Annotated in this window: 25 protein-coding genes; 10 read left to right on the forward strand and 15 right to left on the reverse strand. The window is 65.1% G+C overall.

All coding sequences use genetic code 11. The features are described 5' to 3' along the window. Positions 1-6 precede the first annotated feature (6 nt). The 5 genes from BMX85_RS04740 to BMX85_RS04760 are packed head-to-tail and all read right to left on the reverse strand — an operon-like array spanning position 7 to position 5,472. Positions 7-1,071, reverse strand: a complete 1,065-nt coding sequence (locus tag BMX85_RS04740; RefSeq protein WP_090314488.1) for an ABC transporter ATP-binding protein — start codon at positions 1,069-1,071, stop codon at positions 7-9. After that, positions 1,068-2,087 carry an ABC transporter ATP-binding protein gene (locus tag BMX85_RS04745; protein WP_090314489.1) on the reverse strand — a complete coding sequence of 340 codons (1,020 nt, stop codon included), beginning with the start codon at positions 2,085-2,087 and terminating at the stop codon, positions 1,068-1,070. Before BMX85_RS04745 ends, BMX85_RS04740 begins: the two co-directional genes overlap by 4 nt. A 12-nt stretch (positions 2,088-2,099) precedes the next feature. Further along, positions 2,100-2,933 carry an ABC transporter permease gene (locus BMX85_RS04750; RefSeq protein ID WP_090314490.1) on the reverse strand — a complete coding sequence of 278 codons (834 nt, stop codon included), beginning with the start codon at positions 2,931-2,933 and terminating at the stop codon, positions 2,100-2,102. 11 nt (positions 2,934-2,944) lie between these two features. After that, on the reverse strand, positions 2,945-3,886 hold the full coding sequence (locus BMX85_RS04755) for an ABC transporter permease (RefSeq protein WP_090314491.1): 942 nt from the start codon (positions 3,884-3,886) through the stop codon (positions 2,945-2,947). Positions 3,887-3,891: 5 nt separating this feature from the next. Then, positions 3,892-5,472 (reverse strand): ABC transporter substrate-binding protein, encoded by a 1,581-nt coding sequence (locus BMX85_RS04760; RefSeq protein ID WP_090314492.1) that lies wholly within the window; start codon positions 5,470-5,472, stop codon positions 3,892-3,894. A gap of 209 nt (positions 5,473-5,681) precedes the next feature. On the opposite strand from BMX85_RS04760, the gene BMX85_RS04765 reads away from it, so the two are divergent. Further along, positions 5,682-6,074, forward strand: coding sequence for a RidA family protein (locus BMX85_RS04765; protein WP_090314493.1), 393 nt, complete (start codon positions 5,682-5,684; stop codon positions 6,072-6,074). Between the two features lie 63 nt (positions 6,075-6,137). Here the strand turns inward: BMX85_RS04765 and BMX85_RS04770 are convergent, their stop codons facing one another. The 6 genes from BMX85_RS04770 to BMX85_RS04795 form a co-directional block, all read right to left on the reverse strand. Further along, positions 6,138-8,219 carry a beta-N-acetylhexosaminidase gene (locus tag BMX85_RS04770; RefSeq protein WP_090314494.1) on the reverse strand — a complete coding sequence of 694 codons (2,082 nt, stop codon included), beginning with the start codon at positions 8,217-8,219 and terminating at the stop codon, positions 6,138-6,140. 54 nt (positions 8,220-8,273) lie between these two features. Beyond that, complete coding sequence (locus tag BMX85_RS04775) at positions 8,274-10,802, reverse strand: TonB-dependent receptor (RefSeq protein WP_090314495.1); 2,529 nt, start codon at positions 10,800-10,802, stop codon at positions 8,274-8,276. Between the two features lie 222 nt (positions 10,803-11,024). Continuing rightward, positions 11,025-12,572, reverse strand: a complete 1,548-nt coding sequence (locus tag BMX85_RS04780) for a 2-isopropylmalate synthase (protein WP_090314496.1) — start codon at positions 12,570-12,572, stop codon at positions 11,025-11,027. A 70-nt stretch (positions 12,573-12,642) separates the two neighbouring features. Further along, positions 12,643-13,515, reverse strand: a complete 873-nt coding sequence (gene pssA / locus BMX85_RS04785) for a CDP-diacylglycerol--serine O-phosphatidyltransferase (protein ID WP_090314497.1) — start codon at positions 13,513-13,515, stop codon at positions 12,643-12,645. Between the two features lie 104 nt (positions 13,516-13,619). After that, on the reverse strand, positions 13,620-14,390 hold the full coding sequence (locus tag BMX85_RS04790) for an SIMPL domain-containing protein (protein WP_090314498.1): 771 nt from the start codon (positions 14,388-14,390) through the stop codon (positions 13,620-13,622). A 67-nt stretch (positions 14,391-14,457) separates the two neighbouring features. Further along, positions 14,458-15,222, reverse strand: a complete 765-nt coding sequence (locus tag BMX85_RS04795; RefSeq protein ID WP_090314499.1) for an SIMPL domain-containing protein — start codon at positions 15,220-15,222, stop codon at positions 14,458-14,460. 149 nt (positions 15,223-15,371) lie between these two features. Here BMX85_RS04795 and BMX85_RS04800 point away from each other — a divergent pair, with 149 nt between their 5' ends. The 5 genes from BMX85_RS04800 (at position 15,372) to BMX85_RS04820 (ending at position 17,944) form a co-directional block, all read left to right on the forward strand. Then, positions 15,372-15,884, forward strand: a complete 513-nt coding sequence (locus tag BMX85_RS04800) for a CPBP family intramembrane glutamic endopeptidase (RefSeq protein WP_177196645.1) — start codon at positions 15,372-15,374, stop codon at positions 15,882-15,884. 37 nt (positions 15,885-15,921) lie between these two features. Next, the gene (locus tag BMX85_RS04805) at positions 15,922-16,788 is read left to right on the forward strand and encodes a prolipoprotein diacylglyceryl transferase (protein WP_229210280.1); all 867 of its coding nucleotides are present in this window, start codon (positions 15,922-15,924) and stop codon (positions 16,786-16,788) included. Between the two features lie 15 nt (positions 16,789-16,803). Beyond that, positions 16,804-17,319 carry a YcxB family protein gene (locus tag BMX85_RS04810; RefSeq protein ID WP_143067896.1) on the forward strand — a complete coding sequence of 172 codons (516 nt, stop codon included), beginning with the start codon at positions 16,804-16,806 and terminating at the stop codon, positions 17,317-17,319. Between the two features lie 2 nt (positions 17,320-17,321). Then, complete coding sequence (locus BMX85_RS04815) at positions 17,322-17,588, forward strand: hypothetical protein (protein ID WP_090314503.1); 267 nt, start codon at positions 17,322-17,324, stop codon at positions 17,586-17,588. A gap of 122 nt (positions 17,589-17,710) precedes the next feature. Then, the gene (locus BMX85_RS04820) at positions 17,711-17,944 is read left to right on the forward strand and encodes a hypothetical protein (RefSeq protein WP_090314504.1); all 234 of its coding nucleotides are present in this window, start codon (positions 17,711-17,713) and stop codon (positions 17,942-17,944) included. Positions 17,945-17,952: 8 nt separating this feature from the next. Here BMX85_RS04820 and BMX85_RS04825 read toward each other — a convergent pair whose 3' ends face one another. The 4 genes from BMX85_RS04825 to BMX85_RS04840 all read right to left on the reverse strand — a co-directional run bounded on the left by BMX85_RS04825 (position 17,953) and on the right by BMX85_RS04840 (position 22,201). Further along, positions 17,953-18,648: a PEP-CTERM sorting domain-containing protein gene (locus BMX85_RS04825; protein WP_090314505.1), complete on the reverse strand. Its 696-nt coding sequence runs from the start codon at positions 18,646-18,648 to the stop codon at positions 17,953-17,955. Between the two features lie 230 nt (positions 18,649-18,878). Then, positions 18,879-19,895 (reverse strand): ketol-acid reductoisomerase, encoded by a 1,017-nt coding sequence (ilvC, locus tag BMX85_RS04830; protein ID WP_090314506.1) that lies wholly within the window; start codon positions 19,893-19,895, stop codon positions 18,879-18,881. A 61-nt stretch (positions 19,896-19,956) separates the two neighbouring features. Next, positions 19,957-20,448, reverse strand: a complete 492-nt coding sequence (gene ilvN / locus BMX85_RS04835; RefSeq protein ID WP_090314507.1) for an acetolactate synthase small subunit — start codon at positions 20,446-20,448, stop codon at positions 19,957-19,959. 1 nt (position 20,449) lies between these two features. Beyond that, the gene (locus BMX85_RS04840; RefSeq protein WP_090314508.1) at positions 20,450-22,201 is read right to left on the reverse strand and encodes an acetolactate synthase 3 catalytic subunit; all 1,752 of its coding nucleotides are present in this window, start codon (positions 22,199-22,201) and stop codon (positions 20,450-20,452) included. A gap of 549 nt (positions 22,202-22,750) precedes the next feature. Here BMX85_RS04840 and BMX85_RS04845 point away from each other — a divergent pair. The 4 genes from BMX85_RS04845 (at position 22,751) to BMX85_RS04860 (ending at position 25,042) form a co-directional block, all read left to right on the forward strand. Then, entirely contained in the window at positions 22,751-23,320 is a 570-nt protein-coding gene (locus tag BMX85_RS04845) for an RNA polymerase sigma factor (RefSeq protein ID WP_090314509.1), read from the forward strand. Beyond that, positions 23,317-23,724: a DUF3619 family protein gene (locus BMX85_RS04850; protein WP_090314510.1), complete on the forward strand. Its 408-nt coding sequence runs from the start codon at positions 23,317-23,319 to the stop codon at positions 23,722-23,724. Before BMX85_RS04845 ends, BMX85_RS04850 begins: the two co-directional genes overlap by 4 nt. A gap of 104 nt (positions 23,725-23,828) precedes the next feature. After that, positions 23,829-24,497 carry a DUF3106 domain-containing protein gene (locus tag BMX85_RS04855; protein ID WP_229210281.1) on the forward strand — a complete coding sequence of 223 codons (669 nt, stop codon included), beginning with the start codon at positions 23,829-23,831 and terminating at the stop codon, positions 24,495-24,497. Positions 24,498-24,517: 20 nt separating this feature from the next. After that, positions 24,518-25,042, forward strand: a complete 525-nt coding sequence (locus BMX85_RS04860) for an RDD family protein (RefSeq protein WP_090314512.1) — start codon at positions 24,518-24,520, stop codon at positions 25,040-25,042. Position 25,043: the final 1 nt, after the last annotated feature.

Raw genomic sequence — 25,043 nt, forward strand, 5'->3', positions numbered from 1 at the left:
GGTTTCCTAGGCAAGTGTAAGGGTGTCGGCGCCGGCGTGCTGCGCGGCCAGGGCGCCCTCGGGCACCTCGTCGCGCAGGCAGGCGCGCCAGCGCCCCGGGGTGGTTTCGGTCAGGACCGGGACGCTCTCGGCGCAGGCCGGCGCCGCGTACGGGCAACGGGTGCGGAACACGCAGCCGGACGGCGGGTCGGCGGGACTGGGCAGGTCGCCGGTCAGCAGGCGGCGCTGCCCGAGCTGCGCGCGCAGGCGCGGATCGGGGCGCGGCGCAGCCGCCAGCAGCGCCTCGGTGTAGGGATGGGCCGGGGCGGCGAACAGTGCGGCGGCGGGGGCGATTTCCATCACCTTGCCCAGGTAGAGCACCACCACCTTGTCGCACAGGTACTCGACGACGTCGAGGTCGTGCGAAATGAACAGCATCGACAGGTTCAGGCTGGCCTTCAGGTCCAGCAGCAGGTTGATGACCTGGGCCTGGATCGAGACGTCGAGCGCCGACACCGGCTCGTCGGCGACGATGAAGCGCGGCTCGACGGCCAGCGCGCGGGCGATGCCGACGCGCTGGCGCTGGCCGCCGGAGAATTCGTGCGGGTAGCGCGCCGCGTGCTCGGGCCGCAGCCCCACCAGTTCGAGCAGTTGTTCGATGCGCGCTTGCCGCAGCGCGCCCCGGTGCAGGCGGTGCGTATCGAGCGCTTCGCCGATCAACTGGCCGATTCTCATGCGCGGATTGAGGCTGGCGTACGGATCCTGGAAGACGATCTGCAGCTCGCGCCGCAATGCGCGCATGCGCGCGGGCGAGGCCTGCAACAGCTCCTCGCCGTGATAGCGCACGCTGCCCTGGCAACCGTCCTGCAAGCGCAGCAGATTGCGGCCGATGGTGCTCTTGCCGGAACCCGATTCGCCCACCAGGCCGACCACCTCGCCCGGCATGACGGTGAAACTGACGCCGTCGACGGCGCGCACCGGCGCGTCGCGGCGCTGGCCGGCGAAGTACTTGCGCAGCTGCGTCACTTCCAGCAGCGGTTGCGGCGATGGCGCCAGCGCGGCGGCCGCCGATGGCAAACGATCGTGCGTCATTGTGGGCTCCCGAGGATGCAGCGGGCGCTCTGGCCCGCGCCGAAATCGGCCAGCTCCGGCACCGCCGCGCGGCAGGCCGCCTGCGCCAGCGCGCAACGCGGTTCGAAGGCGCAACCCGGCGGCGGCGCCAGCGGACTGGCGACCTGGCCGGGAATGGCGGCCAGGCGCGGCCGCCCGCCTGCCAGGCGCGCCGCGTCCCCGTGGTGCCGGCCCGGCAGGCAGGCCAGCAGGCCCCGCGTGTAGGGGTGGCGCGGCTGGGCGAACAGCCGCATCACGTCGCCCTGCTCGACCACGCGGCCGCTGTACATCACCGCCACGCGGTCGGCGATCTCCGCCACCACGCCCAGGTTGTGGGTAATGAACAGGATGCCGGTGCCGGTGTCGCGCTGGAGCCGCTGCAGCAGCGCCAGGATCTGCGCCTGCACGGTGACGTCGAGCGCGGTGGTCGGTTCGTCGGCGATCAGCAGCGACGGCTGGCATGCCAGCGCCAGCGCGATCATCACCCGCTGGCGCATGCCGCCCGAGAGCTGGTGCGGATACTCGCCGAGGCGGCGCGCCGCCGCCGGGATCTCGACCATCTCCAGCATGCGCCGCGCATGGGCCAGCGCGGCGGCGCGGCCGCCACCGAGATGGATGCGGATGGCCTCGGCCAGCTGGTCGCCGATGGTCAGCACCGGATTGAGGCAGCTCATCGGATCCTGGAACACCATCGCCATCTCGTTGCCGCGCAGCCGGCGCAGCTCGCGCTGGGTCATGCGCGTCAATTCGCACACGCTGCCGTCGCGGCGCCGGAAGCGGATGCTGCCGCCGACGATGCGGCCGGCGTCCGGCGGGATCAGGCCCATGATCGACAGGCTGCTGACCGACTTGCCGGAGCCGGATTCGCCGACCACGGCCAGCGTTTCGCCGGCGGCCAGCGAGAACGACACGCCGTCGACCGACTTGACGGTGCCGCGCGGGGTGAAGAAGTGGGTCCGCAGGTGCTCGACTTCAAGCAGCGGGGTTGCATGATTCATTGGAGTCCTCGTTCAAAGATTCTGGCGCAAGCGCGGGTCGAGCATGTCGCGCAGGCCGTCGCCGACCATTTGCAGCGACAGCGCCGCCAGCACGATGGCCAGGCCGGGGAACAGCACCAGCCACATGGCCTGATCCGAATAGTTCTGGCCCGAGGCGATCATCGTGCCCCAGGTCGGCAGCTCGGGAGGTACGCCCAAGCCGAGGAAGGACAGCCCCGCCTCGGCCAGGATGGCGTAGGCGAAGATGAAACTGGCCTGCACCAGGATCGGCGAGACCGTGTTGCCCAGGATGTGGACGAACAGGATGCGCCAGGTCGGCACGCCCAGCGCGCGCGCCGCCTCCACGTACAGCAGCTCGCGCACCACCAAGGTCGAGGCGCGCACGATGCGCGCCATGCGCGGCGTGTAGACGATGGCCAGCGCCAGCACCACATTCATCAGCGAGGCGCCGAGGATGGCCAGCAGCGCGATCGCCAGCAGGATGTCGGGCAGCGCCATCAGCGCGTCGACCAGCCGCATGATCGGCGTGTCGAGCCGCGCGAAGAAGCCGGCGCACAGTCCCATCAACACGCCGCAGACGGCGGCGATGGCCACCACCAGCGCGCCCACGGCCAGCGAATAGCGTCCGCCGAACAGCACGCGGGTGAGCACGTCGCGGCCGAATTCGTCGGTGCCGAACCAATGCGCGGCCGACGGCGCCAGCAGCCGCGCGCCGATGTCGAGCGTGTCCGGCGCGTACGGCGACAGCAGCGGCACCGCCGCCGCCAGCACGGTCAACACGCACAAGGTGACGGCGCCGAAGCGCACCAGCGGGCGCCGCAACAGGGTGGAGATAAATGCTTGCATCGGGCTTTCCTTCAATAACGCACACGCGGGTCGATCACCGTGTACAACAGGTCGATCGCCAGGTTGATCAAGACGTAGATGGCGGCGATGGCCAGCAGCGCGCCCTGGATCACCGGATAGTCGCGCCGCAGCACCGCCGACACCACCAGGTTGCCCACGCCGGGCAGTCCGAACACCGTCTCGGTGATGACGGCGCCGCCGATCATCAACGCCGCCGTCAGGCCGACCACGGTGACCACCGGGATCAGCGCGTTGCGCAGCGCATGGCGCAGAATCACCACGCTCTCGCGCACCCCCTTGGCGCGCGCGGTGCGCACGTAGTCGTCCGACAGCACGTCGAGCATCGAGGCGCGCGTGAAACGGATGATCAGCGCCGAGTTGAGCGTGCCGAGCACCAGCGCCGGCAGCAGCAGGTGGCGCAGCCGCTCGGCCAGGTCGGCGTCCGGATCGCCGTAACCGGCCACCGGCAGCCAACCCAGTTTGACGGCCAGCAGCTGGATCAGGATCAGGCCGAGCCAGAAGCTGGGAATGCTCGCGCCCAGCATCGCCAGCCCGGTCGCGGCCTGGTCGACCAGGCGGCCGCGCCACACGGCCGAGACGATGCCGCACGGGATGCCGATCAGACAGGCCAGCGCGACGCCGAACAGGGTCAGGAAAAAGGTCGGTTCGACGCGCTCGGCGAGCGCCTCGGTGACCGGGATCTGCAGGAAGATCGATTGCCCGAGGTTGCCGCGCGCGAGCTCGCCGAGCCACAGGCCGAACTGCACCGGCAGCGGCCGGTCGAGGCCGTACTCGGCGCGCAGCCGGGCGATATCGGCCTGCGTGGCCTGGTCGCCCAACATCACGGCGGCCGGGTCGCCGGGGGTCAGCCGGGTGATGACAAAGACCAGGGTGGCGACGATGAACAGCACCACCAGCATGCCGGCGAAGCGGCCCAACAAGTAACGTGTCATGGGGGTCATGGTGTGATGGCATCCTGGTGCCGGGTGTGGGGTTGCAGGCCCGGCGCGCCGAGCCGGGTGTTCCAGAAGAAGGGCCACGGCGCCGGCGTGTAGCCGTCCAGGCCGGCGCTGGCGACGGTCAGGCTGTTGAAGGTGCCCAGTTTGATGTACGGCAGTTCGGTGTACAGCAGCGACTGCACCCCACCCCACAGCGCGGCCCGGGCCGCCGGGTCGGACTCGCGCACGAAGCGGCCGATGATGGCGTCCTTGGCCGCGCCGTGCCAGCCGCCCGGCGCGCCGTCGCCCAGCTGTGGCGGGCTGAGCATCGGCTCCGGCAGGAAGGCCGAATGCGTCAGGTACATGTCCCACAGCGCCATGTCGTTGCGGCGCGCGATCAGGCTGGCCCACTCCACCACCTGCAGGTCGACCCGGAAGCCGGCGCGGCGCAGCTGGTCGGCCATCACCAGCGCCATCCGGTAGTGGAACTCGTACTGCTTGCTGGTCATGAACGTCAGCGTTTGCCCCCGGTAGCCGGCGCGCGCGGCCAGCTGGCGCGCCTTGGCCGGATCGGCCTGGCTGTAGGCGCCGCTGCCGTCGGTCGCATAGAACGGCGAGCCCCGGGGAAAATGGTTGCCCTCGGCGGTGTAGAAGCGGGCGTCGCCGAAGCCGGCGGCCAGCACCTGGCGCAGGTCGAGCGCGGCGTTGACGGCCTGGCGCATGGCGACGCCGGCCAGCGGTCCGCGGCCGGTGTTGAGCACCAGGTACGGAAAGCCGAACGGCGCGGTGATCAGCGGGCGCAGCGCCGGCTCGCGCGCCAGGCGCGGATAGGCCTCGACCGGCAGCAGATCGGCGAAATGGTACTGGCCCGACAAGGCGCCCAGCACCCGCGTGTTGGCGTTGGGCACAGGGATGAACCGCAGCTCGGCCAGCAGCGCCTGGCGCCGGCCGGCGTAGCCACTGGGCGGCTCGGCGCGCGCCTGGTAGCCGTCGTAACGCTTGAGCACCACGTAACGGTCCGACTTGCGCTGCGCAAAGCGGTACGGCCCGGTGCCGACGAACTGCCTGAGCGGCACGCCGATCACTTCCTTGGGCATGATGGCGGCGAAGCCGGTCGGCAAGGCCAGCTGCGCCAGCAGCGGCGCGTAGGGCTGGCGCAACAGCAATTCAACCTGGTGGGGGCCGGCGGCGCGCACGGCCAGCACCGCGGCGGCGGTGGTCTTGCCGCGCGGCGTCATGTCCAGCCACCGGCGCAGCGAGGCGACCACGTCGTCGGCGTCCATCGCCTTGCCATTGTGAAATCGCACGTCCCGCCGCAACGTGATGGCGACCCGCTTGCCGTCGGCCGAGATCTCCGGCAGCGACGCGGCCAGCATCGGCGCGATGCGCCAGTCGGCGTCGAAGGTGTACAGGGGTTCGTACACGTGCTGCATGATGACGCCGACCAGATCGGCGGTCGAGGCCATCGGGTCGAGCGTCTGCGGCTCGCCGACCATCGCCAGGTTGACGGCGCCGCCGGCCGGCGCGGCGCGCACGGCCGCCATCAGCGACCACAGTAACAACGGGGCCAGCCACCGCCACCCGGATGCATTCAATCTCATTTATTCAATCCCATGTATATATACCCACGCATTCAATTTCAAGGATTCAAACCCCGATATTCAAACCGCATAAAAAAACAATATCTATAATACAGGCGGAACAAGACCCGGATTTAATATCGAAATAAAATTCCGATATTTAATTCCACCGCCTTTTATTATGAAATATAATAAATTTCCATTCACCGTTTTTAAATAAGGAGCTTTCGATGGCATTTGCAGAATATTTGGGTAACGAACGCAATGGCGCAGGCGGACAGGCGCTGCCGTTTTCGCCGGCGGTGCGCGCCGGCGACTTTGTGTATATCTCCGGCCAGGTGGCGATGGGCGACAACGGCGAGATCGTCCCGGGCGGCATCGAGGCGCAAACCCGCCGCACCATGGACAACGTCAAGCAGGCGCTGAGCCTGGGCGGGTGCGGGCTCGACGACGTTATCAAGTGCACCGTCTGGCTGGATGATCCGCGCGACTTCTGGTCGTTCAACCGCATCTATGCCGAATATTTCCCGAACAACAAACCAGCCCGATCGACCACCCAGGCCAAACTGATGGTCGACGCCAAGATCGAAATCGAAGCGATCGCCTACCGCCCGCAGGGCTGATCCGACGGCGGCCCGCCGCCACGGCGCGCGGGCCTGACCCAGCGGGGCGCGCACGGCCGGCAACTAGCGCCCCGCCGCCGGCGCGCGACTGGCCAGCAATTGCGCCACCGCGTCCACCACCTGCAATTCGGTGCCGGCGGCAGGCAGCCTGGCGGCGGCGATGGCGGCATCGGCGCGCTCGCGCGCGGCGCCGTCGAGCGCGTCCGCGGAGCCGGTGTCGAGCAGCGCCAGCGCGGTCTCGGCCAGCGCCTTCAACCGTTGCGACAACACCGCCACCGGCGCCAGCTGTGGCGAGGCCCCGACCAGCGCCGGCATGCGGGCGTCGTTGGCGATCCACAGCGCCAGCATGGCGCGCAAACGGTCGCGCTCGGCGCCGGCCCCGCCGGCCAGGTAGCGCCGCATCGACTCGTTGAAGCGGCGCGCGTCGCGCGGGTCGCGGTTGGCGGCGTCGGCAAAGCCGGACAGCGGCGACGTGACAAAGTGCACGTCATGGTTCTGGTTGCGCCCGCGCCCCTTGAGCGGCGCCGCCACGTCCAGCAGCACGTGCAGCGGCGCGGGATCGCCGGCGGCGCCGGCCATGCTGCGCGCGATCACATCCCTGCTGCTCAGATGGGTCAGTCCGAGTTCCTCGAGGCGCGCGCTGGTCGGCTCGAGACGGCGGTACATGTCGTCGAGGTCGCGCACGTGGGCGGGCGACCACAGGCGCTCGGCGATGGCGGCCGTCACCGGCCAGATGCGCGAATCGACGTTTTGCGCGTTGACCATCTCGCTCCACATGGTCGCTTCGCCGCCCAGGATGCGGCGCAGCTGTTCGGGCGGCAAGTCTTTGCCCTCCGGCAGGACCGGGTCGGCCAGATAATGTTCCGCCACCGGGTGCATCAGATCGATATAAAACCCTTTGCTCATCAGCGCGGAATATCCCATGCCGGTGGTTTTGAATAACGACGCCTTATCGAGCCAGATCTGCACCAGCGCCGACGATGGCAATCCCGGGTTCAGGATTTCCTCCCAGCCGATGATTTTCCGCCGTTGCCGGTCGGTACTCTTCAACAGGCGGCGGTTGAAATACGCCTGCAACGCGTGGTTATCGGCGATGCCGTTCTTTTTCATGAATGCCTGGATCGCCGGATTCTCGCGCCAATCCTTGCCATCGCGGTTTTCGTCGCCGCCGATGTGCACGTATTCGTCGGGGAACAGCGGCAGGACTTCGGCGAAGAAGCGGTCGAGGAAGCGGTAGGTGCTGTCGCGGGTGGGGTCCAGCACCGGGTCGGCGACGCCGAACGCGGTCCACGGCACATAGCGTTCGCCGGGCCGGCTGCCCAGTTCCGGATAGCCGGCCAGCCAGGAGGTGGCGTGGGTCGGCACGTCGAACTCGGGCACCACGCGGATGCCGCGCTCGGCCGCGTACGCGACGATCTTGCCGATGTCGGCGTGGGTGAAATATTCGCCGTTGGAGAACTGGTGCAATTTCGGGAAGGTCTTGCTCTCGATGCGGAAGCCCTGGTTGTCGGTCAGGTGCAGGTGCAGCACGTTCATCTTCACCGCCGCCATGGCGTCGATGTTGCGGGTGATGACCTCGACCGGCATGAAGTGGCGCGCCACGTCGAGCATCAGGCCGCGCCAGACGAAGCGCGGCGTGTCGCGGATGTCGATGTACGGAAAGTAATAGCCGTCGGCGTCGCTGGACGTCAGTTGCAGCAGCGTTTCGAGGCCGTGCAGCGCGCCGAGATCGGTCGCCGCGCGCAGCACGATGCCCGCGTCGTCGACGCGCAAGGTGTACGACTCGTCCTCGCCGCTGGTGAGCGCGCCGACGCGGCCGACCTCGATGCGCAGCGTCGCGCCCGGCCTGGGTCCGGTCGCCGGCATGCCCTCGGTGAAGAACAGCTGGGTGCGTCCGTCGAGCCGGCGCAGCAGGCGGGTGGCGCCCGCGTACAGGCGCGGCGCGGCGGGCGCGGCGAAGCCGATGCTGAACCCGCGGTCGAGCCGCAGCGCGCCGGGCGCGCTCTGCCATTGCGCCGGCACCGGCATCAGGTTCAGGCCGGGCGCCGCCGGCGCGCTCGCCGGCACCTGCGCCGGCGCCGGCGCCACCGGCGCCAGCCAGCCGCAGGCGGCGGCCAAGGCCAGTGTCGATAAGTGATAACGCATGCTTCCCCCTTAATATGATGGCGGCCCGGCTACCGGGCCGCCGGCACGCCGCCGTCAGAAGCGGTACATCGCCGAGAACTGCCACTGGCGGCCGAACAACGGACGGCCGATGACGACGTTGTCGCCGTTGGTGCCGTGGACGTTCCCTTCGGTCAGGCCCAGTTCGTTGGCCAGGTTGTTGCCCGTCAGCCGGAACTCGAGCTGGCTGCCCACCGTCAGGATCACGCCCGCGTCCACCGTGTGGTAACTCGGCAGCACTTGCAGGTTTTGCTGGTCCGAGAAGCGCGCGCCGACCTGCGTGTAGGTGCCGTACAGGCGCAGCGAGGCGTCCTCGAACGGGATGTTGTAGCTTGGCGTCACGCGGAACTGGCTTTTCGGCTGGCGGATCAGCGTGTTGCCGCTGATGCCGGGATAGGCGACCGGGTCGTAGTTGTAATACTCCGACTTTTGCACATTGCCCGTCATCGCCAGCTGGAAGTTGCGCAACGGGCGCAACGCCAGTTCGTACTCGATGCCGCGCGCCTTGGTGTTGCCGGTCGTGTTGCCGACCACGCCGTTGACCGTGGTCTGACTGAGGAAGTAATTGGCGAAGTCGTTCTTGAACAAGGTGACGTACGCGCTGTAGTACGGGGTGGCGGTCTTGAAGCCGACCTCGAACTGGCGCACGTGGGTCACCGGCGGCGGCGCGGCCGGATCGGTGCCGCGCAGTTGCGCCGAGTCCGGCGTGGCGCCGCCATAGCTCTCGTTGGCGAACACGCTCATGTCACGGCCGAGCTTGTACATGCCGCCGAACTGGAACGCGCGCACGTTGAAGGTGTCGTTGTAGGACTTGGTCGAGGTGCTCGCGGCCGAGAAATCGCGCATGCCGGCGTTGTAGACGTTGAGCGCGTTGGTGCCGAGCGTGGTGACGCCGGCGGTCTTGATGGCCGCGTCGAGACGGGTGTGCTCAAGGCGCGCGCCGAAGTTGACGGTGGCCTTGTCATTGACCGCCCACTCGTCGTGGACGAAGCCGGCGACCACGTCGGAACTGCCGTTGACGGTGATCAGCTGGCCCGGACCGCTGAAGTAGCCGCCGCTGCTCAACACCGCGCCGTTGTCGAGCGTGAGGTTGATCGGGCGGCCCTGGTGCGCCACTTCCTGCAGGAACAGGTTGCCGCTGTTGTAGCGGTTGAAGTTGGAAAAACTGGAGAAGTAGACGCCGGCGGTCACCGTGTGGCGGGCCGCGACTTCCTTGGTGGCCTGGAACTGGTTGGAGAACGAGTGGAAATCGTGGTTACCGATCTGCATCGAGTTCTGGATCACCTGCTGGTTCGGGTCGACCGCCAGGCCGCTGTCGACATAGGTGGCCAAGCCGGACGTGGCCAGCTTGCCGCCGGCGGCCGCCACCACCGTCGGCTTGGCGTTGGTGGCGGCGATCTGGCTGCGGATGAAGTCGGCCATGGTCACCGGCACGTTGCCGGCCACCACCGCGATGATCGGCGAGTTGGCGTCGAGGTAGCTGGCCTTGTCGCTGAGGGCCCAGCCGTTGACCTTCTGGTTGAAGTCGAAGCCGACCAGCGTCGCCTTCAGGCCACGTCCGCGTTCGAGGTCGTCGGTCATGCCGCCGGGCGGCGCGATCTGGCGGATCAGGTTGCTCTGGAAGGTGGCGGTGCGCGGATCGAAGCCCGGATAGGGGCTGATCTTATGCGTCACCGGGTCCTGGTAGACCGGCACGCCGGTGAAGGCGGAGTCGTTCTCGTCGGTGCTGCGCACGTAGACGGTCAGGCTGCCATCCTGCAACTTGCGGGTCAACGTGGCGCTGGCCTGGCCGCCGACGACGGCCGGGAAGCCGGAGTCGCGCACGCCGTGGCTGGTCTGGTAGTAGCCGCCCAGCGTGCCGTACCAGCCGTCGGCGATCTTGCCGCCGTAGTAGAAATCGGCGCGGCGGGTGTCGCCGGTGCCGACCGTGGCGCGGATGCTGCCCTCGGGCTGGTCGCCGCCGGTCTTCAGGATCCAGTCCATGGTGGCGCCGAACTGCCCGTTCGACAACAGCGGGCTGGGACCGCCGCGCAGCACTTCGACGCGCTCGATGGTGTCGTCGCGACGGAACAGGCCGTCATTGGTGAGCAGCGAGGCCTTGGGGAAGATCGGCGCGCCGTTGACCGACATCGTGATGTACGGCATCGACCCGGACGACGGAAAGCCGCGGATCTGCACGTTGGCGCCGGAAGCGCCGGCGGTCGATTCGACATAAATGCCGGGAACGATCTTGAGCAGGTCGGCGGTGCCGGTGGTGTTGGCCTGCTTGATCTGTTCCTCGTTGGCGGTGGTGATCGAGAAGGCGGTGTCGAGCTTGCGCTTGGCGCCGCCGCCGGCCACGCCGGTGACCACCACCTGCTGCACCTCCGATTTGACGGCGGCTTCCTGCGCGCTGGGTGGCCGGGATGCGGGCGGGACGTGGGATGGCGGTTGAATCGGTGCCGAAGACTCTTGTTGTGCCGCCGCCGGCTCTACGGCGGCGCTTTGCTGTGCGTGGGCCTGCGCGGCCAAGGTCTGGATGGCCAGCATGATCGACGACAGCAAAAACTTGTTGGTGTTGGTCATTTGCTTCCTCTGGATTTCGGCCGACTCGACTAACCTGGCCAATTTGTTGTGGAGATCAAAGACTACTACAACTGGCCCGACTATTCCACTATTCCGTTTGTTATTCCGTAATTGTGTAGTGTTAACACATCAACCATATTAAAGTGTTTTCCGGAACCATCGAAACGCGGCGCAAAAAAAAGCTCCCGCGCGGGGAGCCTGATCACCAGGACGACGTTGTCGTCAGGGTTGCGGGTTGACGCGCTCTATCTTCGAGTGCAATTTGTTCAGCGCGGACAGGTATGCCTTGGCCGAGGCGACGATGATGTCCGGATCGGCGCCGACGCCGTTGACGATGCGCCCCTCCTTCGACAAGCGCATCGTCACCTCGCCCTGCGACTGCGTGCCGGTGCTGATGGCGTTGACCGAGAACAGCACCAGCTCGGCGCCGCTGCCGACTTCCGATTCGATGGCGTTGACGGTGGCGTCCACCGGGCCGTCGCCCTTGCCCTCCGAGGTGTGCTCTTCGCCGTCGATGAAGAACACCACCCTGGCGTTCGGCGTCTCGCCGGTGTTCGATTGCTGCGACAGCGACGAGAATCGATAGAACTCGCTTTCCTGCGACTGCTGCTCGTCCGAGACCAGCGCCAGGATATCCTCGTCGAAGATGTCGGACTTGCGGTCGGCCAGCTCCTTGAAGCGGATGAAGGCGGCGTTGACCTCCGCTTCCGATTCCAGGTCGATGCCCAGCTCCTGCAAGCGCTGCTTGAAGGCGTTGCGGCCGGACAGTTTGCCCAGCACGATCTTGGTGGCGGCCCAGCCGACATCCTCGGCGCGCATGATCTCGTAGGTCTCGCGCGACTTGAGCATGCCGTCCTGGTGGATGCCGGAGGCGTGCGCGAAGGCGTTGGCGCCCACCACGGCCTTGTTGGGCTGCACCGCGAAGCCGGTGATCTGCGACACCATCTTCGACGCCGCCACGATCTGCGTGGTGTCGATGCCGCATTCCAGGTTGTAGTAGCCGCCGCGCGTGCGCAGCGCCATCACCACCTCCTCCAGCGCGGTATTGCCGGCGCGCTCACCGAGGCCGTTGATGGTGCATTCGATCTGGCGCGCGCCGCCGATCATCACGCCGGCCAGCGAGTTGGCCACCGCCAGCCCCAGGTCGTTGTGGCAGTGGACCGACCACACGGCCTTGTCGGAATTGGGGATGCGCTCGCGCAGGCGGCGGATGGTTTCGCCGAATATCTCCGGCACCGCGTAGCCGACGGTGTCGGGGAAGTTGATCGTGGTCGCGCCTTCGGCGATCACGCCTTCGAGCACGCGGCACAGGAAATCCTCGTCCGAGCGGCTGCCGTCCTCCGGGCTGAATTCGATATCGTCGGTGTGCTGGCGGGCGAAGCGCACCGCGCTCCTGGCCTGCTCGAGCACCTGTTCCGGCAGCATGCGCAGCTTCATCTCCATGTGCAGATTGGAGGTGGCGATAAAGGTGTGGATGCGTTTGCGCTCGGCCGGCGCGAGCGCCTCGGCGGCGCGGGCGATATCGCGGTCGTTGGCGCGCGAGAGCGAACAGATGGTCGATTCGCGCACCACCGAGGCGATCGCCTTGATCGATTCGAAGTCGCCCTGCGAGGCGGCCGCGAAGCCGGCTTCGATGACGTCGACCCGCAGGCGCTCGAGCTGCTTGGCGATGCGGACCTTTTCGTCCCGGGTCATCGAGGCGCCGGGCGATTGCTCGCCGTCGCGCAGGGTGGTGTCGAAGATGATCAGGCGGTTGGATGAGTTGTTCATATTAGCTCCGTTGCTGTGGCTGCGTTGCTTGAAAATGCTCAGGGCCTACCGCCCATGTGTGGGGTACCGGTTAGCGGCGCTCGCTCGGGTCGTCGCTTTCGATCTCGGTCTGGATCAGGCTGACCGGCTTGCCCTTCGCAAGGCGCCACACCAGCACCGCGTAGCCGGACAGGCCATACGCGATAAAGATCGGGAACAGCACCTTCGGCGGATCGATCGACACCAGCGCGAACACCAGCGCGATCAGGAACACGGCGATGAACGGCACCGACTTGCGGAAGTTGACGTCCTTGAAGCTGTAGAACGGCACATTGGTCACCATCGACAGGCCGGCGAAAATGGCGATGCTCCACGAGATCCAGCGCAGGTCGCGGCCGGAGACTTCCTGGTCGACCATCAGCAGGATGAAGCCGGCCACCAGCGCGGCGGCCGACGGCGACGGCAAGCCCTGGAAGAAGCGCTTGTCGACCACCTCGATATTGGTGTTGAAGCGGGCCAGGCGCAGCGCGGCGCCGGCGCAGTAGACAAAGGCGGCGATCCAGCCCAATTTGCCCAGGCCGACCAGCGACCATTCGTAGATCACCAGCGCCGGCGCGGCGCCGAAGGACACCATGTCCGACAGGCTGTCGTACTGGGCGCCGAATTCGCTCTGGGTGTTGGTCAGGCGGGCCACGCGGCCGTCAAGGCCGTCGAGCACCATGGCGATGAAGATCGCCCAGGCCGAATGTTCGAATTTCTGGTTCATCGCCATGACGATGGCGTAGAAGCCGCAGAACAGCGCGGCGGTGGTGAAGGCGTTGGGCAGCAGGTAAATCCCCCGATGACGCGGCTTGTCGAGGCCCTCGCCCCGGGCGCGGCGCGCAAACCGGCTGAAGCGCGACGTCTTGGGCAGTTTGGCTTGGGCGGCGACGTTTTTAGCGCGGCGGCGGGGAAAGTTCGGCATAGGGTTCCATTCTCATTATGTGGTCTTGCTGCGCCATCATTATAGAGGAGCCGACAATAAAAAAGGGGGATGGCGCCCCATCCCCCTATTCTGCACAAGTTTGCCTATTTGAAGCGCACTTTGCCGACGAGCTGCATTTGCAAGGTGGTTTCGCCGGGTTCGAAACTGGGTTCGGCCACCGCCGGTTCGCCCCTGCGCGGGCTCGGCGCCGCGACATTGCGGGCGTAGGCGATCACATTGCGGCCGCCGTAATTGCCGGAACCCTCGAAATCGACGGTGTCGAGCACGGCGTCGCCCACCTTGCGCCCCATCGCGGCGGCGATCGAATTGATCCGCTCGGTCAGGTTGGCATAGGTGGCGGCGATGCGCTGCTCGTCGAGCTTGCGGGTGGTCTCGGGCGCCAGGCCGAAGCGCACGCCGTTGAGCGCCAGCACGCTTTGCGCGGCGGCCACCGTTTTCGGCAGGATTGCCAGGTTGGTCGTGGTGGCCTGCAGCGACTGCCCCACGCGCCAGCCGGTCGGGACGCGCGGTTTGGACTGCCGGGCCGGCTGTCCGGCCGGCACCGGCGGCTCCTCCGGATACACCGGGTAGGTATAGTAGCCGTGGGTTTTGAGCTTGGCTTGCGGGTCTTCGCGCTTGACGATCTCGGTGCCCTGCCTCATCTTCTGATTGACCTTGGAGGCGGCCACGGCCTTGTCCTTGTCGACCTCTTCGATGCTGAAGGTGACGACCGCCTGGTCGTTGGCGTGCGTGACCTCGCCGGACGCCGGCACCACCACCAAGGTGCCGGTGGTGGGCAGGGAGTCCGGCGCGGCGTGCGCGGCCAGCGTGAAGACGGCGGCCACGGCGGCGGCGAGCGGTTTCAGGTGTGTCATTGATCGATCTCCGAAGTTAATGGAAAAGCAAGCTCGACTTTACCTGAAACAGTTCGCCGTCGCCGCTTTACTTGAAGCGCACCTTGCCGACCAGTTGCATCTGCAACGTGGTCTCGCCCGGCTCGAAACTCGGCTCGGCGACTTCGGCGCTGTCGGCCATCTTGGCGCGCATCATCATCGGCGCCGGCGCGGCCTGGGCGCGCTCCTGCGCATAATTGCCCGAGCCTTCGAAGTCGACCGTGTCGAGCACGGCGTCGCCGACCTTGCGGCCCATGGCGTTGGCGATCGAGTTGATGCGCTCGTTCAGGTTCTTATAGGTGGCGGCGATGCGCTCGTCGTCGAGCTTTTTGGTCGTCTCCGGGGTCAGGCCGAACTGCAGGCCGTTCAGGGTCAGCACCTTCTGCGCGGCGGCCACGGTTTTCGGCAACTTGTCGAGGTTAGTGGTGGTCACTTCCAGGTACTGGCCCACGCGCCAGGCGGTCGGCACGCGCTGCTTCGGCATCTGGCCGTTCGGCAGCGGACGGTCTTCCGGATACACTGGATAGGTATAGTAGCCCTGCGTTTTCAGCTTGGCCTGCGGATCGGCCGCCTTGACGATGTCGAGGCCCTGCTTCATCTTCTGGTTGACGCGCGAGGCGGCGGCGGCCTTGTCCTTGTCCTGCTCTTCGATCGCCAGGGTGGCAATGACCTGATCGTTGGCGTGTTTGACTTCGCCGAAGGCCGGCACCACCACCAAGGTGCCGGTGGTCGGCAGCGAATCGGCCGGCGCGGCGTGGGCCGCGAGCGCGAAGGAGACGGCGGCGGCGGCGGCGATATTTTTCATTACGGTCATTGCGGACTCCAAGTTGAGATTACGACAAGGCGAACTTTACCCGAAATTACACGTCGCACTTGTAAGACATGGTGACTCTTTGTAACATTGCCACGCAACTAACTGGGTGTGCTAGAGTTGTTCCGGAAATGACAACATGGAGAAACCCAATGCTGGCGGCAAGGAATTGGATCACGTTAGGTAGCGCGCGCCTGCCGCGCCATCCGGTTGCGCGGGGATTGAGTCTTTCTCTCGTCAGCGTGCTCCTTACGTCCATCGCGGCGGGAATTCTTTTCCTGACATTTCCTAAAGCCGTATTGGGTGGTGCGGCCGCGCTGGAGTTGATCGGCAAACCAGGCTGGTACATTTTCCTCTCCGCCGTCGTGTTGGCGCCTTTATTCGAGACCATCGTCGGTCAGCTCTTGCCGATCGAATTGGCGCGTCGCGTTGGCGCGAGCGATCAGATGCGCATCATTATCAGCGCGACGCTATTTGGCCTCGGGCATTTCTACAGCGGCGGCATCGCCAGTGCCGTTGCGACCTTCCTCGGCGGAGGAGTTTTCGCCTACGCCTATGTTTCGGTGCGCGAGCGTGGCGTCGGCGCGAGCTACATGGCCGCAGTCAGCGCCCATGCGGGGCACAACGCCCTGCTCCTTCACGTCGTGGTCCCATTGTTTTCATAACAGGACAAACATGTCATACCCGTATTTAAGCGACGTTGTGAGGGATGTCACCGGCTACAACGTGCCGCTGCCGCTAGCCACGTTCGGCCTGTTCGTGGCACTCGGCGCGCTGGTCGCCGGCGCCTGCTTCCGCACGGAATTGCAGCGCCTCTACCAGGCGGGCCGGATCGGACCGGCGCAACGGCGCGGCGTGCCCGTGCCGCCGCAGGAAGTGGTCAGCGACTTCATGGTGGTGGTGCTGATCGCCGGCGTGGTCGGGGCGCGGCTGTTCCACATCCTGGAGCACACGGGCCAGTTCATGGCCGATCCGATGAGCATGATCTTTACGCGCTCGGGGCTGAGTATTTTCGGCGGGCTGATCGCCGGCACCCTGGCCGGCATGCTCTGCGTGCGGCGCTGGCGCCTGCCGGTACGTCCGCTGCTCGACGCGGCCGCGCCCGCCATGATGATCGGCTATGCGGTCGGGCGCATCGGCTGCCAGGTGTCGGGCGACGGCGACTGGGGCACGGCAGCCAACATGGCGCTCAAGCCGGACTGGCTGCCGGCGTGGTTCTGGGCGCAAACCTACGACAACAACATCTTCGGCGAAGTGATCGCCGCGCCCGGCGTCTATCCGGCGCCGATCTACGAGACGGCGATGGCGACGGTGTGCTTCCTGATGTTGTGGGCGCTGCGCCGGCATCCTTTCCGCACCGGTTGGCTGTTTTCGGTGTATCTGATACTGGCGGGCGTGGAGCGCTTGCTGATCGAACAGATCCGCGTCAATCCGGTGTTCGATGTGCTTGGCATGCGGGCCACGCAGGCCGAGATGATCGCCGTCGTGCTGATCGTGCTGGGAGTGGCGGGCGCGCTGCTGCTCGGCCAGCGCCAAGCCGCCGACGGCAAACTACTCAATCCCGGCTAAGAGAGGACGACCGACATGTGGTTTAGCCACCCCAAGCCTTTTATCAACAGAGCGGTCGCCATGCAAATGGCCGAACAGAAAAAACTGCCGCCCCCGGACACAACGACGATCACGATCGAGCATGAGGACGTGACCGTTCCCGCGTTGAGTCAGCAAGCAGACGCGGCGGTTAGCGACGCCGCGCCGATCCGCATCAACGTCACGCTGCAGCTGCGTGAATATCTTGATTTCCGGTGGGCGAGTAACCGGTCGAACAAAAAAACGAGGCGCCTATCCGATACGGTGGCCGGCGCGCTGTGGTACTACCTGCGCGTGCGCCATGCGGCCGCGAGCGCCATCGACATCGATGAGCAACAGATCAAACGAACCGGCGCCAGCGGCACCTCGGTCTGGAGCTGGCGCGACGTGCGCGAGGTCCGCCCCTACCCCACCGGCTATTTGATGCGCCTGGCGGACACCGCGATGCCCATCCCCTATCGCCTGTTGAGCGTCGATCAGCGCGCCCGCTTCAGGGTGATGATTCAGAAGTAAACATGGCACTCGATTTCATAGGCTTCGCGGGCGACGTGCTGGTCCGAATCGTCATCGAAGTGTTTTGTTACGGCACCGGCCGCGTCGTCATTCCGGTGCTGTCGCTGGGCGCCGCGCGCGTCGACAAATGGAACGCGCGTCGATACGTCACGGCATACAAATTGTGGTGGCGCGAGGACGGGCAACTGGTGTTCAGCGGCGAGACGGCCGCATTCATCGGCTTCGTGTTTTGGATCGCGGTCATCGTCGCGCTAAATGTAATCGTGTGACCCCGAAATAAGCCGTGTTCGCGACGCCCGGTCGACTCCCGCTCGCTGCGCTTGAAATCCGTGCGTCACCTCCATACAATGATTGGGGCCCCACCATCTTTTCATTCATGCGAGGATCGCAGATGAGCGTCAAGAATCTATTATCTCAGCGAGCCTTAGGCTCCGATCTGTCACGCGTCGACGCACACGAGATTCAACCCGAAGAGTATGACGAGATTCCGGAGTTGACCGAGGAAATGCTTGAGAACGCTGTCGTCACGCTACCTGCCGGCTGGACCGTTACGACTCGTCGCTCGCTGCTGACAAACCCAAATAAGAAAAAGCCGGCTCGCGCCGGCTTTTGCACAACGAAGTAGCGGTTCAATTACCGCTTGGCGGCGTTCGCGCGCTTGCGCCCCGCCAGACCGAGCAAGCCCAGCCCGAGGCCGAACATGGCGTAGGTGGACGGCTCCGGCACGGCCGACACCGCCGTGTTGAAGGTGATGTTGTCGACGCCGACCCAATCGTCGAAGGCGCCGTGGTTGATGACAACGCTGGTGATCGGCGTGGCGCTGGAGAAGCTGAGCGTGAACTGGCCGGTTTCGACGTTGCTACCCACCGTGCCCAGCAAGGTCGAGCCGTTGTAGGCGTACAAGGCCACCGAGTCCGGGAAGAAAACCCCGGCAAAGTCGACGCTGAACGACGTCACGCCCTGGCTGAAGTAGGCGCCAAAGTTGGGATCGCCGTCCTCACCCAGCCAACCGAAAAAGCTGTGCAAGACATTGCCGCTGACCAGCGGCGGGGTCCCCACGCCGCCAACGTCAAAGCCTTCGGATGAGACGATCGTCATATCCGTGTTGGTGGCCCAGTCGGTGACGGGTCCGCCAGGACCCGTGAACGGACTGGGAGCGAAGGTCACACCGTAGGCGGCATATTGATTGCCCAGCGTTTCGCCTTCGGCCAGCCCGCCGATGGGGTCGTCGGCGTCGAAGGTGATACGGACCGGGTCGGCGGAGGCGGTGGCGGACAGCAGGCACAGCGCGACGGCGGCGGCCAGCGTCGAATATTTAAACATTGTCATCGTTACTCCATCATCAGGTGGATAAAGCGGGCGGTTTCCGACGCCGGAAACCGCCCGCGCACGACGAGAGCAAAAATTTCAAATCTCGCAATTAATTATAAAAATATTATTGACCGGAAGTCTATCTAAATCGCTGCAGCGCAGCAATCCCTCCCCGCTTTTGTCGCGCGGCGCAACGCCAAACGTAAAAAAGCCGGCTCGCGCCGGCTTTTTCGTGATGAAGCTGAAGCTTAGTTCTTCGACTGGTCGACCATCTTGTTCTTGGCGATCCAAGGCATCATGGCGCGCAGTTTGGCGCCGACTTCTTCGATCGGATGCTCGGCGGTCAGACGGCGGCGCGAAATCAGGGTCGGTGCGCCGGCCTTGTTTTCCAGGATGAAGGACTTGGCGTATTCGCCGGTCTGAATGTCCTTCAGGCACTGGCGCATCGCATCCTTGGTGGCCGAGGTCACGACCTTGGGACCGGTCACGTACTCGCCGTATTCGGCATTGTTCGAGATCGAGTAGTTCATGTTGGCGATGCCGCCTTCATAGATCAGGTCGACGATCAGCTTCAGTTCGTGCAGGCACTCGAAGTACGCCATTTCCGGCGCATAACCGGCTTCGGTCAGGGTTTCGAAACCGGCCTTGATCAGTTCGACCGCGCCGCCGCACAGCACCGCTTGTTCGCCGAACAGGTCGGTCTCGGTTTCTTCGCGGAAGTTCGTTTCGATGATGCCGGCGCGGCCGCCGCCGTTGGCCGAGGCGTACGACAGGGCGATGTCACGGGCGATGCCGGACTTGTCCTGGTACACGGCGACCAGGTGCGGCACGCCGCCACCCTGGGTGTAGGTGGCGCGCACGGTGTGGCCCGGGGCCTTCGGCGCGACCATGATCACGTCCAGGTCGGCGCGCGGCACGACTTGGCCGTAGTGCACGTTGAAGCCGTGGGCGAAGGCCAGCACCGCGCCCTGCTTGGCGTTCGGGGCGACGTTTTCGTTGTACACCTGGGCGATGTTCTCGTCCGGCAGCAAGATCATGATGACGTCGGCGGCCTTGATGGCGTCGTTCACTTCGGCAACCTTCAGGCCGGCCTTTTCAACCTTGTTCCACGAGGCGCCGCCCTTGCGCAGGCCGACGGTGACGTTGACGCCCGAATCGCTCAGGTTCTGGGCGTGCGCGTGACCCTGCGAGCCGTAGCCGATGATGGCAACGTTTTTGCCCTTGATCAGGGAGATGTCGGCGTCTTTGTCGTAGAAAACTTTCATGATAATTCCTTAGTAATAATTTTTAATGTTGGGGTGTCGGCGGGCCTCGCGGCCGTGCCCGTTAAACTTTGAGGATGCGTTCGCCGCGTCCGATGCCGGAACCGCCGGTACGTACCGTCTCCAGGATGGAGGCGCGGTCGATCGAGTCGATGAACGCGTCGAGCTTGCTCTTGGCGCCGGTCAGTTCGATCGTGTAGGTTTTCTCGGTGACGTCGATGATGCGGCCGCGGAAGATGTCCGCCGTCCGTTTCATCTCTTCCCGTTCCTTGCCGACCGCGCGCACCTTGATGAGCATGAGCTCGCGTTCGATGTGCTGGCCCTCGGTCAGGTCCACCACCTTGACCACCTCGATCAGGCGGTTCAGGTGCTTGGTGATCTGCTCGATGATGTCGTCCGAGCCGCTGGTGACGATGGTCATGCGCGACAGGGTCGGATCTTCGGTCGGGGCCACGGTCAACGTTTCGATGTTGTAGCCGCGCGCCGAGAACAGCCCGACGACGCGGGACAGCGCGCCGGCTTCGTTTTCCAGCAATACAGAGATAATGTGTCGCATGTTATAAGTCCTCCGAACCCAGCAGCATTTCAGAGAGCCCCTTGCCCGCTTTCACCATCGGCCAGACGTTTTCCGATTGATCGGTAATGAAGTTCATGAACACCAGCTTGTCCTTCATGCCGAACGCTTCGCGCAGCGCGCCGTCGACGTCGCCCGGTTTTTCGATGCGCATGCCGACGTGGCCGTAGGCCTCGGCCAGCTTCTCGAAGTTCGGCAGCGAATCCATATAGGACTCGGAGTAGCGCGAACCGTAGTCGATCTGCTGCCACTGGCGCACCATGCCGAGGAAGCGGTTGTTGAGCATGATGATCTTCGGCGTCAGATGGTATTGCTTGCAGGTGGCGAGTTCCTGGATGCACATCTGGATCGAGCCTTCGCCGGTGATGCAGGCGACGGTGGCGTCCGGGTTGGCCATCTGCACGCCCATGGCGTACGGCAGGCCCACGCCCATCGTGCCCAGGCCGCCGGAATTGATCCAGCGCTTCGGCTTGTCGAACGGATAGTATTGCGCGGCCCACATCTGGTGCTGGCCGACGTCGGAGGTGATGAAGGCGTCGCCCTTGGTCACTTCCCACACCTTCTGCACCACCGATTGCGGCTTGATGACCAGGTCCGACGTCGAGAATTTCAGGCAATCCTTGCCGCGCCATTCGTTGATCTGCTTCCACCAGTCCTTGACGGCGGGCGCGTTCGGCTTGGCGTCGGTCGCGTCGAGCTGCGCCAGGAACTCGATCAGCACGTCCTTGACGTTGCCGACGATCGGGATGTCGACTTTCACGCGCTTGGAGATCGACGAGGGATCGATGTCGACGTGGATGATCTTGCGCGGGTGCGAGGCGAAATGCTTCGGGTTGCCGATCACGCGGTCGTCGAAGCGGGCGCCGATGGCGATCAGGACGTCGCAGTGCTGCATCGCCATGTTCGCTTCATAGGTGCCGTGCATGCCGGGCATGCCGACGAAGTGCTCGCTCGAGGCTTTGTACGCGCCCAGGCCCATCAGGGTGTTGGTGACCGGGAAGCCGAGCTTGTCGACCAGCTTGTTGAGCTCGGGCGAGGCGCTGGCCAGGATCACGCCGCCGCCGGTGTAGATCATCGGACGTTCGGCTTGCAACAGCAGTTGGACGGCCTTGCGGATCTGGCCCGAGTGGCCCTTGTCGACCGGTTTGTACGACCGCATCTCGACCTCTTTCGGGTACGAGTACGTCGTCTTGTGCATCGAGATGTCCTTCGGGATGTCGACCAGCACGGGGCCTGGACGGCCGGTGCGGGCGATGAAGAAGGCCTTCTTGACGGTTTCCGCCAAATCCTTGACGTCTTTGACGAGGAAATTGTGCTTGACCACGGGGCGGGTGATGCCGACCGTGTCGCATTCCTGGAAGGCATCCTGGCCGATGGCGTGGCTGGGCACCTGGCCCGAGATCACGACCATGGGGATGGAATCCATGTAAGCGGTGGAGAGGCCGGTGACGGCATTGGTGACACCCGGACCGGACGTGACCAACGCGACGCCAACCTTGTTCGAACTGCGCGAGTACGCGTCGGCGGCGTGGACCGCGGCCTGCTCGTGACGCACCAGCACGTGTTGGAATTTGTCTTGCTTGAAGATGGCGTCGTAGATATACAGGACGGCTCCGCCGGGATAGCCGAAGACGTGTTCCACGCCCTCTTCCGCCAGGCAGCGCACGAGGATTTCCGCGCCGGTGAGTTGGCCGTTTTGGCCACCAGATTGTTGTGACGATGCTTCGGTGTTCATGAAACATTCCTTTCAAGGTCCATTGGAGATTGATCGGATGCTCTTCCCTCGCGAAGTATGCCTGCCCCTACAGCTTTGCCCAGCTTCCCTTTGTCATGCGGTCACGCAAGCCTCTTCCGCCAACCGTAGTGACGTGCAAAGCGGCGCTCAACGCAAATATCGTTCTGCCGGATCCTTCTGTAGCGGTTGTGCGTACCTCTCGCGCTTGTGGCACGGGTTAGAGCAAACTGCCTACATATGAAAGCGCGTCGTGTCGATGGCGGCGTTGTGTGCCTGCTGCGACAAGACCATAAAGCTTCGGGGTGTTCAAAGCGTCCCATACGGTACACCTAGCGCACCGGTTTGAGCAAGGAATAATTGGAGAAAAGGCGGCAAAAAGCCTGTTGGCGGTGCAAAAATCCGGCGTTTTGACGTAAAACGGTGCAAGGAATGCCGATTTTTGCTAGCATGCGCTCAGTTCGCAAATCGCCGCCAGCTAGCCATACCAACAACAATCAGCAGCAATTATGCGCCTATCGCCGGTGATCCCGGCAGTACCTCACCCAACGCATGGCCACAGACAAAGAATTATCCGACTTTCTCGAAAACGTCGAGCGGCGCGCCTTTAAACAAGCCGTCTACGCGGTACGCAAGGACGAATCGGCCCTGGACATCGTGCAGGACGCGATGATCAAGCTCGCCGAGAAATACGGCGACAAGCCGGCCGCCGAGCTGCCGATGCTGTTCCAGCGCATCCTGCAGACCACCATCCTCGATTACTTCCGCCGCGAAAAGGTCCGCAACACCTGGGTCAGCCTGTTCTCGGGCATGGCGCCGTCGGGGGAAGGCGGCGACGACTTTGATATACTGGAATCGTATGCCGCCGAGGAAGGCACCGAGGCTTCCGAATCGAGCGCCGACAAGGTCGAACGCCAGCAAATGTTGGCCCTGATCGATGCGGAAGTACAAAAGCTTCCGGCACGTCAACGAGAAGCCTTCCTGATGCGTTATTGGCAGGATATGGACGTGGCTGAAACAGCCGAAGCAATGGGATGTTCCGAAGGGAGCGTGAAGACGCATTGCTCACGCGCAACACACACTCTCGCCGAGTCGCTCAAAGCCAAGGGAATAAAACTATGAATACCGATGAATTGAACTTCGCCTACAAGGTGCGTCACGCGCTCAACGAGCGGCTGGACGATTTGCCCGCGTCGACCACGGACCGGCTGGCGCAGGCGCGCAAGCTGGCGCTGGCCCGTAAAAAGGCCCACGTCGAGGTGCCGATGAGCGTGCGCGTGGCCGGGACCGGGATGGCCACCTCGGGCGGCTTCCTGTCCCAGGGCTTCGGCTGGCTGGGCCGCATGGGCGTGGCCGTGCCGATGCTGGTGCTGGTCGCCGGCCTGGCCGGCATCTATCAATACGAGCAACAGCAGCGCATCGCCGATCTGGCCGAGCTCGATGCTGCCGTCCTGTCCGATGAATTGCCGCTGTCCGCCTACCTGGACCACGGTTTTAACGCGTATCTGACCCAGAGCGAGCAATAAGCATGGCATTAAGCGGTCGGGCAAAATGGGGCGCTGCTGCGGCGGCGGTGATAGCGGTAGCAGCGGCCGGTGCGATATGGATCGGCAACCAGTCCGGTACGCCCGTGCTCGCCTCCAGCCCCCTGACCGTGAGCAATGGCGCCATCCCGCCTGAAAAAATCCTGTGGAAAGACCTGCCCCCGGCGCAGCAGCAGGCGCTCGAGCCGCTGGCCGGCGAGTGGGACACGATGGAACCCATCCGCAAGCAAAAGTGGCTGGGCATCGGCAAGCGCTACGCGTCGATGAAGCCGGACGAACAGGTCCGCGTGCAGGAGCGCATGCGCGAGTGGGTCAAGATGACGCCGGAGGAACGGCGCCAGGTGCGGCAGAACTTCGCGCGCGCGCAAAAACTCGACCCGTCGCAGAAATCGACGCAGTGGGAATCCTACCAGCAACTCACCGACGAGCAGAAGAAAGCGCTGGCGGCCAGGTCGCCGACCAAGAAGCAGCTGGCCAACCTGCCGACGCCCTCGCAGAGCAAGATGAAGCTGCCGGCGCCGATCAAGCCGGGCGCGCCGACCACCGGCACCGCCGTCGGCACCGCATCGCCGGCCGCGACGGCGCATCCGCCGTGGATCGATCCGGCCACCGGCGGCCCGCTGCCGAACGCCTCGAACATCGCGCCGGTGATCGCCGCCCCGGCCCCCTCTCCTGCCCCGGCGGCGGCGCCCGCCGCCGCGCCGGCACCGACGGTGACCGCGCCGCCGGCGCCGGCCGGCGACATTGTCAAATAGCCCTGCCATTCCAGTCGACCATGACCTTGCCCGCCACGACTTTGCCGACAATCAAGCGCCGCCTGGTGTCGATGGTCTATGAATGCCTGCTGGGGTTCGCGGTGCTGTTCCTGCCCTTCCTGATTTTCGAAATGGTCACCGGCGCCAGCCACGCGCCGCTGGTCGAGCACATGCGCCAGGCGCTGGCCTTCGTGGTGCTGGGCATCTACTTCGTCCACCAGTGGAGCCGCGACGGCCAAACCCTGGCGATGAAAACCTGGCGCCTCAAGCTGGTCCTTCCCGGCCACGCGCACGTCTCGTCGAAGGCCGCCGCCCTACGTTATCTGCTGAGCTGGATGTGGGTGCTGCCGGCGCTGATCGTCAGCCTGGCGCTGGACCTGCACCGCTGGCAGGCGCTGGGCGCGGTCGGCGCCGGCATCCTGCTGTGGTCGCTGACGGCGTTTTTCGACAAGGACCGCCAGTTCCTGCATGACAAACTAAGCGGCACCCGGCTGGTGCAACTGCCGGCGCCGGAAAAGAAAAAGAAGACCGCGCCGGCGGTGTAAT

This window comes from Duganella sp. CF517, assembly GCF_900110275.1.
Taxonomy (GTDB): domain Bacteria; phylum Pseudomonadota; class Gammaproteobacteria; order Burkholderiales; family Burkholderiaceae_D; genus Rugamonas.